Genomic DNA, 17,065 nt, shown 5'->3' with positions numbered 1-17,065 from the left:
ATCAAATAAAAAAGCATCATTCAGCAAATCAATATGAAAAAAGCGCTGCACTTCAAATCATTCTTTTTACTTCCTGAAAATACCGCATGCTGTACAAAATAAATACTTCTTCATTTTCATTTTAAACTCTTCTTCATTTTCCTTTCACTCATAATACTCTATCACTATGCCTATAACTGCAAACAGAAGCCTCGGAATTCAAAAAAACAAATTACTACGCTACAAACTGATCAAAGAATTGTATCAAAAACACAAAACCGAAGATATTCCTACTACGATAGTGTGGCGCAAATATATCTGCCCTGTTTATCCAATATCACGAACAACTCTGTATGAAATTCTCTGCACACCCATCACTTCAGAATTAAAAAGAATTGAAGAACTTCTGAGTGACCCAAAAAAGTCTTCTTAATCACTGTAAAATCAAACGAACTTTTCAGCCTTCAAAACAACATCCTGAATGATTTAGGATGAGGCTTTACTATGCCATAAACTGTTTTGCATTCGTTATCTGTACAACACTGTAAAGCCTTAGAATACAAATGTCCGCACTCCTTGCATTCGTTTTTTTAAGGCTTTTTTTCGTCTAATATTTGCAGTGTCAAAAGAGAATAACAGCTTAAATAAAAACGAGAAATAAAACTTAAAATACCATCATTTGCCCTACAATAATATAAACATATCGAATTCTTATAACAAACATTAAATGGAACAATTTCTTTACCCGACTCTCACCGCATTTTTTGCCTCTTTTATTACTTGGCTGTTCTCTATGAGAAAATCATTAGCACAAGACAGAGCAGCCGAACTCGATAATGCGGTTAATGCAGTAAAATATTATCGTGATTTACTTGATGATATTACTGCCAGATTAACAGCTGCAACAGAAACAATAAAAAACATGGAAATACAGCACAGAGAATTAATGGTAGTCAACCAGCAGCTAGTTGATGAGTTACAAAAATTCAAACAATTAAACGGAAAACAACAATGACACTAGCTCAAAAAACATTAGAAATTGCCATCGCACAAATTGGCGTAGAAGAAATTCCAAGATATACCAATTCAGGTCCTGAAGTAGAAATTTATTTAAAAAGTGTAGGGCTCGGAAAAGGATATTCATGGTGCATGGCCTTTATTTACTGGTGCACTCAGAATGCTTCCAGACAAACAGCTATTAAAAACCCCTTAAAGAAAACTGGAGGAGTATTAGATCAGTACAATTCAAGACCGCTTTTAGCACAAACCATTCCAAAAACAGGCGACATTTTTATTCTGGATCTGGGAAAAGGGCTGGGACACACTGGTATTGTTGAAAAAATTACCGGCGATATTATTCACACTATTGAAGGAAATACTAACGACAGCGGAAGCCGTGAGGGCTACAAGGTCTGCAGAAGAAAAAGAGAAATTAAAACCATAAAAGGTTTTCTCAGATTACAGCCCTAATGGAATCAATAATAAAGAAAAGTGGTTTATATAAAGATTAAAAAACAAAGACTTTATGCTTTTTGAAAATCCGAATACTTAAAAACATCCAGCTTAAAATCTCAGAGAGATGATTTATTGCGGCCGCAAACAGGAGTGACAATTATATTGTAAACCTCATCCTTGGTCCTTACTGCACTTCCCGGCACCTAAATATGAAATCCTTTTATATGGAGGTTTAACAATAGTGTTTCCTATCACTAATTCCACTCCTGTAATCATCTGACAAAAAAATAAGGAAATGCCAGCCTGAAATTACCGCTAATCCAATATGGAAGAACACTATGGATTTTTTCCATTAAAAATGCGGTAAAACTATTATGGTTTATTGTTCCTGAAGGTATTGTAACAACAGTTGCCTCAGGAACAAAAACCAACATAAAGCACCTTAACAGCAGATACAGCATTTCTTTTAGACAAATTACACTTATCAAATCCAATTTTGTCTGCAGCTCCCTAAAACAGACATGCTCCTATCCCCAAAACTATAAATTCTACTCTATCGTATATGCCAATATCAACAAACAGAGGCTTGGGCACGCAGAGAAATAAATTGCTGCGTTACAAACTCATCAAAGAACTTTATTACAAACACAAGACAGAAGACATGCCGACTACGGTAGTCTGGCGAAAATACATATGTCCTGTTTATCCTATTTCGCGTACTACTCTTTACGAAATTTTGTGTACTCCTGTAACAGCTGAACTTAAAAAAGTTGAAGAAGCCATCAGCAGGCAGGCAAAAATTTAATTAAAAAGCCTTCCCTATTTAATGGCACAACCACTAATTATAACCTCCAAAAAAGAGCTGGTGCCTACTTGCTTTACAACGCTGTACAGTTTTAGAACACATGAGTCCAAACACCGTGCATCTGTTTTTTTAACGCCGGTTTTCGGCTAATATTTGCCATAACAAAAGGTTAAAACTCCTAAAATTCCAAACCTCAATTATAATTTTTTAAATCCAAATACACAGATGAATAAAAATCTAAACCGAATTGTTTTTTTGTTTTTTTCAGTCTTAGTTCTGGTTTCGTGCAGCAGCCCGAAACCGGTTCTAAGCGAAGAAAAAACAAAGACCATTACCATTACAGAAACACTGCATGATACTGTTTTTAAAATCGAGAAAGACAGCAGCTCCTACAAAGCATTGTTAGAATGCCAAAACGGAAAAGTTATACTTAAAAATATTACTCAGGCCGAACCAGGGCGTACATTAAAAAGCCCAAAGGTTCGACTTGATAACAATAAACTAATTATTGATTGTGAACTCAAAAAACAGGAACTCTACGCTTTCTGGAAATCCAAGCAGGTAAAAGAAGTGGAATTTAAAACCATCCACATTACGAAATACACTAACGTGCTGACCTTTTGGCAAAAAGTACAAATCTGGCTGGGCAGGATTTTTCTAATCGTACTGGTCTATTATATAATCAAACTGGTATCTAAATTCTACAGGCCCTTTTAAAAATAAGAACTCATTTTTTAAAATAATTTCATAAAACTATTTATATGTCTACACAGTCTCATTTTTTTATAGAGTCAGGAGGATTTCCTGTGCAGAATGGAGAACAAGCATTTGGACCAGTTTCCCCTGATGAATTCAGGCTGACTTCATCATTTACTTTGGGTATCGATGTTACCAAAAAAGCCTTTTCTATCTGTAAAGGAGTTGTTTTAATACAGCCGCAAACAGGAAGTACAACCAAAGTCAATCTTATACTTAGGCCGTACAAGCAGCCTTTTCTTGGATTGAATGTAAAATATTTCATCTACAGAGGTCTACGAAGAAGTGACTTTTTTACAACTGATACTGTCCCTAAAATCATTCCAAAAAACGGTTCCGTAACCTCTGATTTTATCAATAAGATAAATGACGATTTTGATGCATTTCAAAACGAGCATAAAGATGCAGCAGGGAATCCGATAGAGCCAAAACCTGTTTTTATAGCTAAATATATTGGTTATGATCCTACAGCTACAGATAGCACACAATTATCCAGTTTCTTTTTTAAAGAATCTGAATTTGTAGAAGCAGGTGCTGTCTTCGACGAAAAAGACGATTTCGAACTGCCGTTAATTGATATCGGCAAATCTCTGGGATATTTTGCCTCTGGCGAATGCGGTATTGACGTAGTACTGAATTACGGCGATTACAAACACAATTTTAACAACAGCGAATTTATTTTCGATCTAGCGTATGCCCGTCAAGCGGAAGCTAAAATTATTCTTAACGGCAGTGATATCGAGCAAAAATTACAACGCGAACAAAGTACGCAATTCATTGATATTGCCGCTTTTTATGGCTTATATACCTCAGATGGCAAAGTAACTGTAGATGCTGCTGGCACTAAAACCGATAAAAAAGGTGTAGAAATATACAATGAGGTCATCAACAATTTTGCGACAAAAAACAATTGGTATATCTACATACAAGGAGACCGTACCCGCAGTTATGATTTTTACGGTGACTATAAAATAATCAAGGGAACAGGAACTGCTAATATCAAAACAGGTTTACTGGCAGATCCAGACACGCACGCTGTCACAATGACCGAAGGGCAATATGGAACTAATGACTGGCCAGTTATGATTAATACCCAAGAACAAGCCACCCATCCTGCAAATAACAGCTTATACCTGCAGCTGGTAACCGACAATAATAACAATACCGCTTTATACGGACAGATAGCCAATATTGGCAACGCCCAGAAAGACAATTTCTTTAATGCTGACGGTTTACGATTGCCTGCCGATGCCGATGGTAACTACAGCCGGCTTACCTCGACAGTACAGCTTACAACTCCCGCAGCAACAGATGGCAAAAACATAGCAAATCTTAACATATTACTCTATCAAGGCGTAGTCTATGAATACAAAGCGGGAACTGCACTTGACACAAATGGAGACACGGTTATCATAAATGGGCAGCCCAACTTTTTTGATGATGTATTTAGTTTAATAGACGCTGAACCCCTGCTAAAACTGAATGACAACAGCGATTTCTCCAAAATGACTGCTGAAAAACTCAATCTCATAAATCAGTATTACGACAAGAAACAGCAGGGAATCACAGCAGTACAGACCCTCACCGTAAACGATGTGATTGAAACAGGAATCGAGGCTACACCAACGGTAGCCCGCGTGACCTACCTTACCGAAGCCGGCGATGTCATGAACAATGCTGTCTCAGCAACCGGAAGCACCACACCCGATACTAAAACCAGTGCCTCTGCCAGCGGTGCGGTGACTAAAAGCAAAACTTACGAATTGCCAGATCCCTACTATTACAATTTAAAACTGTTTACAGACAGTACACAAACCATTACAGGATTAGAGCTCAAAACACTTGACGGCAGTACGCCTAACAAAATCATTTTAGGTTTGACCAAAGCTGAAAACGATAGTATAAAGGCAAAAATTATAGATGGTTTAAAAAACCCGCGCCTGTTTCTGATTGACTTGTTTGAAGACGGCAACGAACTGATCTCACCCGAAAACATAAAATACCAAAAATACAAAGTGGGAATCGTGGCTGAAAACACAAATGGAGAAAAAGAACTTTTTAAACCAGAAACCGATGTTTTTGTGTATTCGCTCGACAGGAAATATCATTTTAGCAAAGGGTATAGTGAGTACATGCCAGATTTAAATTTTAATACAACTTTTTTTAACATTAATACAGTTTTATAGATGACAACTATTGCAATTTTAAGAGATGGTACTCCAGTTAGAATACATCTATTTGACGACCCAATTTTTGATGTTGATGGTTTTTTGGTTGGATTTACATTTCCAGGAACAACTCCAGTAATTTATAGATATCGTCAACATTCAGAATTTAAAGCAGAAGATAGGAAAAAAAACAATTTATCCGGTTATTACAATGAAGCTATATTTTCAAAATACGTTCAAAACACCGAGTCAGTTCCTACTATAAACCTACTTGTCAAATATAATTTCAAAAATATTTTAGCAACTGAAGGCGAAGAAATAACGGTAAGTACGGTTGACTTACAAGCTCCCTTCGATTATTTCTATAATTACAAAAACTATACTTTTAATTTACAGAGTACATCAGATAAAAAAGGGGTTAAGAATTATTTAAAACCAATCTTTGAAGATTTAAAACTTGTTGATAGTAAAATTAATACTGATGGAATTAATGGAGTGATTACACTTAATAATCAATCAGATACTCCAGGAGGGAAATTTTATAAAAAGAATTTTGGAGATTTTGTAAACACTTGGACAATAAGTGATATACATAAAAGCAATATTAAAAAGGTAATGTCTTTGATTATTTTTACAATCAGGAAAATTAATAAGGATATCATTCCTATAATTGCGACTAATACACATTTTTTTGATAAAGAAATGAAAGTAGCAGACGGAATTATTGATTATAACGATACTACTAATGGTTTTACCGATCTTGAAAAACTGCTCTTTGAGATAAAAAAGAACTGGGGCTATTATTATGATCCACGAGATGCTACAGTTTTTCCACTTAGAGAAAATTTTGATGCTGTATTTTCTTCTCTTTCTACCTATTATGATTATTATCTTTATTATAATGGTTTGGTTAATTTTTATAATAGACATTGAAAAAAACCTTGCGTTTCGTGCTGGAGATAAAAAAATGCAATTTTTATTGGAGATATTACCTCCCTCAGCATTAGGAATTTTGCCTTATACTTATATTATAAATGCTATAAAGAGCTTATTAATAAAAAAACTAGACCAAGATGATCAACGCTTTTTAGTAAGATTGGTATTGTCAATAACAGCAGCTCACGCTAATGATTTTTTAGATTTTTTACTTGAAAAAGAAAATGGAGAGCAAACTAATTTCGAAACAATATATGAGTCTCTAACTGATGCAAGACTTGAAAGATACACTTTTGTGAATTGGTTTGTTGATGAACAAACGAATAAAAAATATTTTGCTTTTGCACTATTTGAACTTTGGAAAGTATCTAAATATAATTTAAATTATATACGTCCAGGGGTTGTAGTCCCTGATCCTTTTCCCAATTTTAAAGGCGTTGATCCTGGAAACTATTTCTATATTCATCCAAATGAATTCAATAAAAAGAATTTTTTAGATTTCAATTCTTCTTATAATGTTTCAAATCATAAAATAAGTCTTTTGTCTTTTCAATCCTCTATTGAAGATAAAAAGATTAAAATTGATAAGTTAATTAGAGATGAACATGAAGTTGATATTAGAAATACTCATGACGATAAACCGGTTTTCTTCGGGGCTTTTCATTTATACCAGCAAGTGTCATTTTCAGGTTTTGAAGCTAATCTTGACTTAAGTATTCCAAAAAGTGCAACGGTTCCAGCTTTTCTGTTCCATTTTATTGAAGAATTTGACCGTCTAGCAGATTTTGACGCTGGCGTTTCTTTAGCAATTGATTTAACTGCAAATGTGTTACTAGCATATTTTTCTGGAGGTGCCAGTGTTTTACGGGATTTAGAATATTTAAAATATACTACCCAAATTGGCAAGGCATTAACAGGAGGAATTGAAGCCACTCAAGCTATTGAAATATGGAGAGGATTAGAGGTTGGTGGTGAGGTTTTTACACTTACAGCAGGTTCTTTAGAACAAATTAATACTTATTTAATAACTACCGAAAATAATGAAGCCAAAAAGAAAATATTTGAAGGATATCGAAAAGTATTAATACCTCTAATCTTTTTAGGTGCAGGAATATCAGCAGCTGCAAGGGCACATGCAGTTCGAGAAGCACAAAAGGTTTTGGATTTAATTGACATATTACCATCGGGTGTAGCTCATGGTCTTAGTCAGGATGCAATAAATTTATTAACTACATTAAAAGGAGATAAAACCGTAACGTTAACATTATTTGGCAATAGACTGAATACTTTAGATCTAGGTGGAGCAACCAATACAATTATTTCAAAATTTAACACTTATTTTACTGATGCACAAAAACTAGCTTTCTGGAAGGATTTTCAACAGATTGATGATCCAGAGTTTTGGAAATTATTAAACAGCGGAAAAAACGCGAGTAATGTCCTCGATGGCAGTTACATGCTCAATTGGCAGAAATTAACTGAAAGAGGTTTAGTAGAAGCAAAGTTTACCGATTATATTTGTGTACAAAAGAGAACTGATGCTTTAATCAGATATTATGATGTTGAAGAATTAAAAGTAATACTTGAAACATTGGAATATAATAAAAGATTGAAGTTTTTAGATGATTTTGGTTCTATAAGTCAGTTAAATAATGTAAGATTTAATAAACTTGTTCAGCAACCTAATAAAATGGAATTATTATTAGAGTTACAAACAAGCATTAAAAGAGGGCATTTAGATTTTTTAGATACTAATGATGTTTTAAAAATAATTGATTCAGATTTATCAGAAATAACTATTGATTTTTTAAGAATTAAAAATAAATATATTTTAAAGCAGTTAATTAATAGTTTCAGAACCGAAATTATTAATATTAATATAGATATTAATAGGTTAAGATCTCTATTTGAAGGTAATGCAGATGAATTTGCATTTTTTCAAGGGTTAAGTAGCAGAGCTAAAAAGAAATTTATAGGTCGAAATAAGTTATTAATTAAAATTAAGCCTTATCAAAACAATATTCCTGGTAATGAGATTTTTGAGAATTATATTTCTGGTAATAAAGAAATGGTTGAATCAATTTTTGGAACTAATTTACCAAATGGATTTATTGAGCCGTCAAGTTATAGTAAATTTGATGATTTTATTTCAAGAAAAGCTTTCGATATTGATGATGTAGAAAGATTTGGTGATACCGAAGTTAAATTTATATTTAACTTCTTAGAAAATCATTGGAATAAAGGTAATAAATTTACTATTGAAATGGAAAGTACTCTTTACACTTGTAGTAGTTGTCAAGGCTATTTATTATATTTAAAAAAATTAGCAAAAGATAATGATAAAATTTTAGAAATAACTTTTATAGCTAATCAAGACGCAAAAAATTATTCAACATTAGTAGAAACTTTATATCCATAAAAAATGAATATTCAATATTTAATACAGTTAAGAGATAATCCAATTTATTATGGGAAAACCAGAAATTTTTCAATTCGTGGAATTTCCGAAGAGCAAATTGCTCAGTTAGAGCAATTATACAACAATGGTAATACATTCCCAAAAGTTTTAAAAGAATTGCTATCATTAGCAGGAGAATATTGTCATGTTTTTGACTACAATATACATGATACACAACAAGAAGTGCAAGAATGGGTTCGCGAAGATTTGCAAGAAACCAATAGAGTTATTGATAGACCATTTTATGCTTTTGATTTATATAATGATTTTATGTTTATTTATTTAGATGAAGGTGATAACCCAGCCATTTATGAGGCTCATCCATTTAGAACAGGTAATGATTGGATAAGAAAAACAACTAATACAATTAAGAGTTTGTCAGAAAAAAGGATATTAAGAATTAAAGAAGGTTTAAATCCTTTTTGAAATTCAAATGAAATAAGTTGCCTTATTAAAGAAATTAACTTCAGTAAAATTCTTAGTTGGTAAGAACTTCATATTCGTGAACGCAAAACAATACACCCTAAAAAAAAACAGCTCAAAGACCAAATTCTTTGAGCTGTTTTTAAAACTACATTTTCAGTAAAAAAACTGACACAAACGATCATAAAAGAACTGTCATTCTAAAGACAGAAAATCACGATCTGACAAACCCAAAAAATTACATTCTACACTCAAATGGAAACTTAAAACCATAAGTTTTCCTAACCTTTTATTGGCTTTTTTCAACTGCCAAAACTTATACGTTATCCACTTACTTTACAACCCTGTAAAGTCATAGAACATCCCTGTTAAACCACTATGCACAAATTTTTAAAACCATAATTTTAGGCTAATCTTTGCTCTATCAAAAGGAAAAAACGCTATTAGAATCCCCTTTTTGAAACTATTATATAAGCCCGAATAATTGATTAATTATTTGATTACGCAGATTGGTTATAACTGCCCAAATAATCATTTAAAATACGAACAGAAATTAAAGTCAAAAAAATAGAATATGCCAACTAATCCAATTCCAGCGGTTCCAATTCCTACAGCAAGATATTACCCGCGCTTATCTGAGGTAATTACTGTAGATGATTTACCAGAGTTTTTGTCATTTGTTCAAGATGGATTAAACTCCGTTTTTGACAACATTCATTATAAAAACCTGCAATACTCTAAAGGGTATCGCGGTGACTCAGCCTTTTACAGCCTTGATATTGTAACGAGCAAAAAACTGGCTGTTCCTTTGCCTTTTGACTTGGCTCTGGTGCTTAATCCAGACATTACCGGCGGGGATTCGAGTATATCATCGTTTCCTATCACACTGGAATATCAATGGGAGATTTTAGCGTTTTTAAAAACGTTCAGCTCCGCCAGTTTTTCGTTTTCTCCCGAAGATTTCTATTCGGTAGGACTGCAGGTTTTCCGTATCAGCGAAGAGCAGGTAATCGCTCACATACTTAATATTTTTGTAGAAGCTGCTGATGCCATTACAAAATACGAACAGCTTTTAACTGATATTAATGATTTGTATGCGATTACTCAAACACCAGACTATCAGGAGTTAGAATTCCCTGTTGGAGTAGAACAGTCAATCGGAAGTGTTGTTACGCTGATCCAAAACAATCCTAAAATCACAAAATCGATTCCGTTACTTTTGTTTGCAGTTTATATTTTGAAGTCTGATTTAGGCCAAACCAAACAACGCCTGCAGGAATTTTATAATATCATCGTTCCCGATGGCATTGAAGCTCATATCAGAAGAATCATTACACCAAAAGCCAAAGCTACCCTAGCCTTGAGTGCTGGTATTGAGTTTCCTCAAAATATTTTAAAACCCGTTACTAAAACTGGTGGCGTTTTTGACACCAACCCAGATGCCAAATCGATATTTGTTTTTGCTGAAGCACAATTGTATGCTGATACAGAAGCCGGAATTGGATACCAGTTGGAAATGGGAGGTTCTTTAATGCCTTCCCCTTATGCCATGATTGGCAGCACTGGATTAATTCTTCAGTTAGATAATTTAAAACTGGATTTAAGCAAAAAAACAAATATTGCTGAAGCCGATGCCGATGGCAGACCTAATGATTTTGTCGGAGCGTATGCCCGTGCCGTATCGGTAACCTTACCTTCAAAATGGTTTCATGATGATACCGAAACCGTAGGAAGTACTGCCACTACTTTAAAACTTGGTGCTTCGGATCTATTGGTGGGAACAGGCGGATTGTCCGGAAATATTTATCTGGAAACGGTTCCTGTGACTACGGGCGGTACTTTTAATTATTTCAATGATAAGTTCGATTTCATCTATCCAGTCACTATGTTCGAAAAGAACGAAGAAAGCGGTGTTGTCGAAGAAAAAGAAATTGCTGATTATGCTGATTTAATAACCTTTTTACAGAAATTAAACACAGCTAAACTGCCGTATGCCTTTAAATATCCATTAGCACTAAAGACTAAAGAAAATTTAATAGCTGCAACAATAAGCGCTAATACAATTTATACTTTTAATACTGCCCAAGAATATCAAATCTTTTTATCACAGCTTATTGAAAATACTCTTTGGAAAACTATCGGTTCAGCCGAAAACGGTTTCAAAGTTGGTTTCAATAAATTTGATATTTCCTTTAAACAAAACAAAGTTGTTGGTTCTAATATAAAAGGATTATTAGAGATTCCAAAATTCAAAAACAAAGCCAAAACAGGACCTTTACAAATAGGTGTTGATGGGCATCTGTATGAAGATGGTGATTTCAACCTTACCGCTTCATTTGCAAAAGGAAGTGAGATTGAAGCCAACTTGCTTGACGTGGTAGATTTTAAATTTAACAGCATTGAATTAGGTAAACAAGACGATGATTTCTATATAGGGACATCCTGCGAAATTTCGTTTACCAACGAAACAATGAAAAATTTACTAAAAGACCAAAAAATCATCCTTGATAAACTTCGTATTTATAGTGATGGAAGTATAGAATTGGAAGGTGGTGATATCCCCTTGCCTATTGCTGTTACTTTAGATCTTGGGGTGGTTAAGATGGGGGTGTCTAATATTCATTTTGGTTCTACTCAAATCACCAAAGACGGAAAATTACGCAAATACAATTACTGGGGATTTGATGGTGCCATCAGTATAAACCCGCTGGGGTTAGATGCTCGTGGAGAAGGAGTTAAATATTATTATACAGTCGATGATAATAATGAAGCTGATACTCCTGAAGCTGATCGCCGTCCTCATGATTCGTTTTTACATATTCAAACTATCGAAATAGATTTGATTATTCCAGCCCCGCCAAAACCCAAAATCACAGCTGGAGGAACAACTGGAGACACGACAAAAAAAGCAACCGAGCAAACATTGGCTATTATTCACGGTATGCTATCGTTACCAAAACCAGGCACATCAAAAGAATTTACTGGAGAGGTTTCATTAAAACTGCCAAAAGCAAAAATATCCGGCGGTGTTGGAATGCGTTTTATGCCAAAATACCCTGCCTTTATAGTCGACGCTCATATTGAATTGCCTACCCCTATTCCGCTTGGTTTTATATCAATTTCTGCTTTTAGAGGACTGTTAGGATTTAGATATGTGGCAACCAAAAAAGCTGTAGGATTAACCACAGACGACTCTTGGTACGAATTTTACAAACATCCAAAACCCGGTATTAATATAAAAAAATTCAGTGGACCGCCAGATTCATTAGAATATAACTCTCCTTTTTCGATTGGTGCGGGAGCGACATTCGGGACTACTGCAGATGGTGGGCATGTATTGTCACTGCGAGCCATGATGCTGTTATCATTGCCAACCTTATTTTACATTGAAGCTGGATTAAACGTTATTGCCGGACGATTAGGCCTTATCGAAGATGATCCAAGTAATCCTCCATTCTTTGCCATGGTCGCTTTTGGAGACGATTCATTAGAATTAGCTGCCGGAGCAGATTTTAGCATTCCTAAAGATAGTGGACAAATATTCCAGCTTCATGCTTTATTAGAATCAGGGTTTTTCTTTAAAAATCAAAAACCATGGTATGTAAATTTAGGATCAAGAAAGGATCCTATTACGGCGAGAGTATTAACGTTATTTACAGCCAAATCATTTATTATGCTTTCTGCACAAGGAATCGAAGCCGGTGCCAGATTAGATTTTAAACTGGAAAAAAGTTTCGGCCCAGCAAAAGTGCGTTTATGGGCTTATATCGAATTAGGAGGTAAAATCTCTTTCAAACGCCCTCAAATGGGTGGTTATATGAGTGCTGGCGGAGGCATTCAAATTAAGATTTGGATTGTAAATGTCGAAATTGTTTTAGATACCATATTCTCGGTTGAGTCCTTTAAACCCTTTTTGATTTATGCTAAATTAGATTTAAGCGTACGTGTAAAAATTGGCTTTGTCAAAGTACGAAAAAATTTCACAATAGAGCTGCAATGGGATATCAACAGAGTTATAGATTATACTCCATACAGCCCGCTACCTCAAGGAACATTTGGAGACGGGGAAGATGACAGAACATCAGAATCGGTAAAAGGAGTGCACATGCTTACGAATCAGGCATTCCCGCTTAATTATTTTAATGCTCTCCCTGAAGATGCAACCGCAATTACGAAAGTAATTCCGCTGGACACTTTTATCGATATTAAAATGGCTAAAGGGGTATTACCAGATCCGGATTTAGCTCAAAAAATTGGAGGGTATACAGGCGAAGCAAAAAATTATACCGATATGATGCCTCCAGTAAGTACTGCAGGCGGCAGAAAACTCCGTCAGGTAAAACACCAGTACTCTATTAAATCAATTGACATAAAATCATGGAATGGCAGTTCTTGGGAAGCATACCATCCTTTTGAAGCAGTCGTAAAAGATATAGAAAGAACCGATGAACTGAAAAAATTACCATGGGCACAATGGCAAAAAACAATTGATCAATATGACAGCATTCGTGTATTAGCAACTAATCCGTTTTCATTTTTAAGCGGTGGAGAACCTGGCTGGCATATTCCGGAACAATACGGAATTACGCCATCTAAATTATTCTGCACATCAGTAAAAACAGAATCGGAACATACCGATTTTCTTAATAAAGATATTGGAAAACGTTTCTATGTGCCAACTCAATATGAGGCGGATAAAATTAATGGACTGTTTTTCAAACTCATAGGTGACGCTCCAGAAATTGTCGACAATAAACTTGTGGGCGGCGATTTCATGAGTATTACCGGAGAGAGCAATCCATTTGGATACAATAGGTCATTATCATTCAAAAACTATAATGAGTTAGAAATTATATTCCCTGAATCGGCTGTTGAACCAATTTTAAACCTTACTACTCATGCAAAAGAAGTAAAAATAAGAGCCTACAGTGCCGTTACAGAAAAAAATAAAAAGGCTGTAACTTATGAAAAAATCTTGTTGAAAAAAACAGCTGATTCTGATTCCACAGCTTTAGAGGAGTTAACGTATACTAAAACAGAACTGCTAAATCCTATAACCTTATTTGATCCGGAAAGCGATCCGGCTTTAAAAACTAAAATAGATAAAATTGTAATTACTCCCGTAGCGGCAAATGCAGAACGCATCAAACAAATCAAGAACGAAATAGCGGCACTATTTGACAATACATATACTGCTGAAAATGGAGAATTCTCTATGTCAGTTCCAAGTAATGTATCACAATACAATCTGTTATTAGCCGAATTGGCACTATTAAAAACTGCTGCTGGTAATGATACTCCTGCTGGAACACCAAATGCTCTTAGTTTCACACGTTTTTATGGTTACAGCGGAAAAACTGTTTATGAATTTAATAAAATCTTCAAATATGATGATTCGTATCTTATTTCATTCCATCCGCAGCCAAACACTACGGCTATCGTGCAAATTGACGCTAAAGGAAACCTGTTAAGAGAGCGTTTATTAGACGGTAAAGTGACTTCGATACAAACAGTAAACGGCAATTTACTGCTTACTCAAGCAATGGATGCTAAACAATGCAAAGGAATTGGAGAAGCAGTTATTAACTATGATTTTATAGTAGGCTGTCAGAGTCCTGCTGCCTCAACGGCAATTATTGAACTTGATTCAGAGCTAAATCAAATCTTTGGTTTACAATACCCAAATACATATTCTTTAAGCTTTAACAAGTTATTGCCATTGGCATACAATGAACTGCTCTGGATCAATACATTAACTAACGGAACTCAAATCAATTGGGTTAACGGTAGTAATCGTTCAATCATTCGCAGTGTCAAAATCAATGAAACGGCAATTAAAGTGCTTAAGCATAATGAGACTGAATTCAGCCTGATTACAAAAGATAAAAAAATCATCAGTTTTAGTATCAGTACAGAAACTAAAACAATAACTTTTGGAGATACTAAAGTCGTTTCTGATGCATCAATAGCAGAAATTACGGATGCAGTAATTGCAAATGGTAAAATCTTGATTACAACTAAAATGGCAGATGGCAAGTTCGGATTGGCTCAAATTAACGTTGCTAACGTTAACGTTGTCAAGCATGGTACTATTTTTGATTCGGCTGTTTATTTATCAAATAACACTTTAAACGACAATTCTATTGTTGCTTATAATGACCATTATTTGTTTGTATTCAATGCTTCATTAGTGCTTACACGATTAATCGAAAGAGGAAGTGCAACAGATAAAGGTTCTATTATTCATGTTCAAAATGAGCCATCGGGAAATGAAATTCTAATGCTTTCATCCAAGAAAGATGAAAAAGGTGTTTACTTCTCATTATTTAATGATCAATTTGATAACTGTTCACTACATCCCGTAACAGCTGTCACAGTAATTCCATCTAGTTCAACGTTAACTGGTTCATCTGCTAGTATCACAGAACTTAGTATACCTGCTCCATTAGAGTATAAAAAAACAGTTAAGTATTCAAATTTAATCACTGTTAATGATGTTATCTGCTCTAATGGCGGAAACCCTGACAATAATGAAGAATTAGATTACACTACTTATGTGCAAAGTATAAAATGGTTAAGCAAAGAAAGTTACATCCACAATTTTAACATACCTGGTATAGCAGCTGTAGAAAAAGACAAAGCTGCAATGATTGCAGCTGTTCAAAACACAGTGCAGCCTATTTGGAGACCAAATACAGCTTACTGTTTAGATTTTACTTTACTGGACACTGTGGATGACACAAAAGAAACACAATTTAAATATTATTATGGATTCAAAACATTGGGACCAGTTGGTCACTACCCTATTCCTGAACCATCAGAAAAACTTAAAGAGTTGCTCAATCTTCCACAAAATGAACTAGGAGATTTATCAAAATCACCATTGGCCTCTCTAAGACAGTATATAGATTACAACCGTTCTTATCCTAATGCAGATGGAAGTTTATTACAATCTAAACCCGCATTTTATGGAAATGAACAATGTAAAGTATCGCTGTTTTTTACAAATCCATACGTATATCACATGCTTAAGGATTGGAATCAGTATGGAAGCAGACCAGAAATCAAAGGGGTTCTAAACCTTATTATTAAAGATCCTCTAAATGATGAACTTATTCCGTATCCGCTGCCTGCAACTACCACTAAGTATCCTAAGGCAGAAGAAAGCGATATACCATGGGTGGCTGATAATGATCCTCGAGTTCCTCTTGGTGTGCAATTGATAAACAATTTTATCGAAGCAATAATAGATGATTCGTCTATAATAAAATGTAATTATACAAAACCAGAGCTTATAAAACCAAAATCATATGGTTATACAGTAACATTGACAGATTTAAAACCTTCAAAATTATATACAGTTTTAGTAAATAATTATTTTGATGATAACCAAAATAAAATTGAAGAGAAAAGTGAAAATGTATTAGTGCATCAGTTCGGGTTTCAAACCTCTCGTTACAGAAATTTTGCGGAGCAAGTACAAAGTTTTATAATAGATGAAACTGAGCAGCGCAAAGCTTTGTTTGATGTTGAACTTAATTTAACTGAGGAGCAGATTAATGCCTTATACCATTTAGTTTCAGCTTCAACAAATGAAAATGTATTAAGCGATTCTATTAGGGCACAATACCAGCATCCATTTGATCATGCAATTGAGGGTGTCTTAAAATTATCTCCGCTTAATCCGGCACAGACAACTGAAATCAATCGTATTGTTGATACAGCTACTGGTGATGTCGTTGCTCTTTTAATTCGTAACCCAGAACCGTTTAATATTCCAAAAATGCCTTTGGATGAAATTAAAGATACCATTATCGTGGGAGTTCCTGATATCGAAACAGTAAACGGAATAGATGTCGTGACATTTACTAAAAACCCAGATTACAAAGTCCTGCATTCTAAAGATTATTCTCAAGTTCTAATTATGCCTGAAAATAAAAAAATTACTGCTGCTAATTTAAACATCAGATTTGAATACAGAATATGGAATAATAACGGAACAATTGATGCTAATTCTACTTCATTAACAGTTCGTGTTGGTCAACCGGTAATACTACCTATTGAAAATATAAATCTTTAAAAAAC

General features: G+C 34.4%; 10 protein-coding genes. All 10 read left to right on the top strand.

Annotated features, from left to right (window positions below):
• The first annotated feature begins 166 nt into the window (after positions 1 to 166).
• The 10 genes from AC1DVP_RS01565 (at position 167) to AC1DVP_RS01520 (ending at position 17,060) form a co-directional block, all read left to right on the top strand.
• Positions 167 to 412 carry a hypothetical protein gene (locus AC1DVP_RS01565; protein ID WP_477181801.1) on the top strand — a complete coding sequence of 82 codons (246 nt, stop codon included), beginning with the start codon at positions 167 to 169 and terminating at the stop codon, positions 410 to 412.
• Between the two features lie 294 nt (positions 413 to 706).
• Complete coding sequence (locus tag AC1DVP_RS01560) at positions 707 to 994, top strand: hypothetical protein (RefSeq protein WP_477181800.1); 288 nt, start codon at positions 707 to 709, stop codon at positions 992 to 994.
• Positions 991 to 1,449 (top strand): CHAP domain-containing protein, encoded by a 459-nt coding sequence (locus AC1DVP_RS01555; protein WP_477181799.1) that lies wholly within the window; start codon positions 991 to 993, stop codon positions 1,447 to 1,449. Before AC1DVP_RS01560 ends, AC1DVP_RS01555 begins: the two co-directional genes overlap by 4 nt.
• Before the next feature lie 547 nt (positions 1,450 to 1,996).
• Positions 1,997 to 2,239: a hypothetical protein gene (locus AC1DVP_RS01550; protein ID WP_477181798.1), complete on the top strand. Its 243-nt coding sequence runs from the start codon at positions 1,997 to 1,999 to the stop codon at positions 2,237 to 2,239.
• A 225-nt stretch (positions 2,240 to 2,464) separates the two neighbouring features.
• Positions 2,465 to 2,956, top strand: coding sequence for a hypothetical protein (locus AC1DVP_RS01545; RefSeq protein WP_477181797.1), 492 nt, complete (start codon positions 2,465 to 2,467; stop codon positions 2,954 to 2,956).
• A 44-nt stretch (positions 2,957 to 3,000) separates the two neighbouring features.
• On the top strand, positions 3,001 to 5,181 hold the full coding sequence (locus AC1DVP_RS01540) for a hypothetical protein (protein WP_477181796.1): 2,181 nt from the start codon (positions 3,001 to 3,003) through the stop codon (positions 5,179 to 5,181).
• Positions 5,182 to 6,096 carry a hypothetical protein gene (locus tag AC1DVP_RS01535; RefSeq protein ID WP_477181795.1) on the top strand — a complete coding sequence of 305 codons (915 nt, stop codon included), beginning with the start codon at positions 5,182 to 5,184 and terminating at the stop codon, positions 6,094 to 6,096.
• A complete protein-coding gene (locus AC1DVP_RS01530; protein ID WP_477181794.1) occupies positions 6,065 to 8,518 on the top strand; it encodes a hypothetical protein in 2,454 nt (817 codons plus the stop codon). The genes AC1DVP_RS01535 and AC1DVP_RS01530 overlap by 32 nt, the downstream gene beginning before the upstream one ends.
• A gap of 3 nt (positions 8,519 to 8,521) precedes the next feature.
• Positions 8,522 to 8,983, top strand: a complete 462-nt coding sequence (locus AC1DVP_RS01525) for an SMI1/KNR4 family protein (protein ID WP_477181793.1) — start codon at positions 8,522 to 8,524, stop codon at positions 8,981 to 8,983.
• Between the two features lie 571 nt (positions 8,984 to 9,554).
• The gene (locus tag AC1DVP_RS01520) at positions 9,555 to 17,060 is read left to right on the top strand and encodes a hypothetical protein (protein WP_477181792.1); all 7,506 of its coding nucleotides are present in this window, start codon (positions 9,555 to 9,557) and stop codon (positions 17,058 to 17,060) included.
• Positions 17,061 to 17,065 lie beyond the last annotated feature (5 nt).

Source organism: Flavobacterium sp. P3_A6 (genome assembly GCF_056403035.1).
Note: the sequence above shows the minus strand (reverse complement) of the source record. Positions and strands in the feature narration are given on the sequence as shown.

Bases quoted from the DNA above. Each gene is read 5' to 3' on its own strand.
- AC1DVP_RS01560 (WP_477181800.1), top strand. From the start codon at position 707: ATGGAACAATTTCTTTACCCGACTCTCACCGCATTTTTTGCCTCTTTT.
- AC1DVP_RS01565 (WP_477181801.1), top strand. From the start codon at position 167: ATGCCTATAACTGCAAACAGAAGCCTCGGAATTCAAAAAAACAAATTA.
- AC1DVP_RS01550 (WP_477181798.1), top strand. From the start codon at position 1,997: ATGCCAATATCAACAAACAGAGGCTTGGGCACGCAGAGAAATAAATTG.
- AC1DVP_RS01540 (WP_477181796.1), top strand. From the start codon at position 3,001: ATGTCTACACAGTCTCATTTTTTTATAGAGTCAGGAGGATTTCCTGTG.
- AC1DVP_RS01520 (WP_477181792.1), top strand. From the start codon at position 9,555: ATGCCAACTAATCCAATTCCAGCGGTTCCAATTCCTACAGCAAGATAT.
- AC1DVP_RS01525 (WP_477181793.1), top strand. From the start codon at position 8,522: ATGAATATTCAATATTTAATACAGTTAAGAGATAATCCAATTTATTAT.
- AC1DVP_RS01545 (WP_477181797.1), top strand. From the start codon at position 2,465: ATGAATAAAAATCTAAACCGAATTGTTTTTTTGTTTTTTTCAGTCTTA.
- AC1DVP_RS01530 (WP_477181794.1), top strand. From the start codon at position 6,065: ATGGTTTGGTTAATTTTTATAATAGACATTGAAAAAAACCTTGCGTTT.
- AC1DVP_RS01555 (WP_477181799.1), top strand. From the start codon at position 991: ATGACACTAGCTCAAAAAACATTAGAAATTGCCATCGCACAAATTGGC.
- AC1DVP_RS01535 (WP_477181795.1), top strand. From the start codon at position 5,182: ATGACAACTATTGCAATTTTAAGAGATGGTACTCCAGTTAGAATACAT.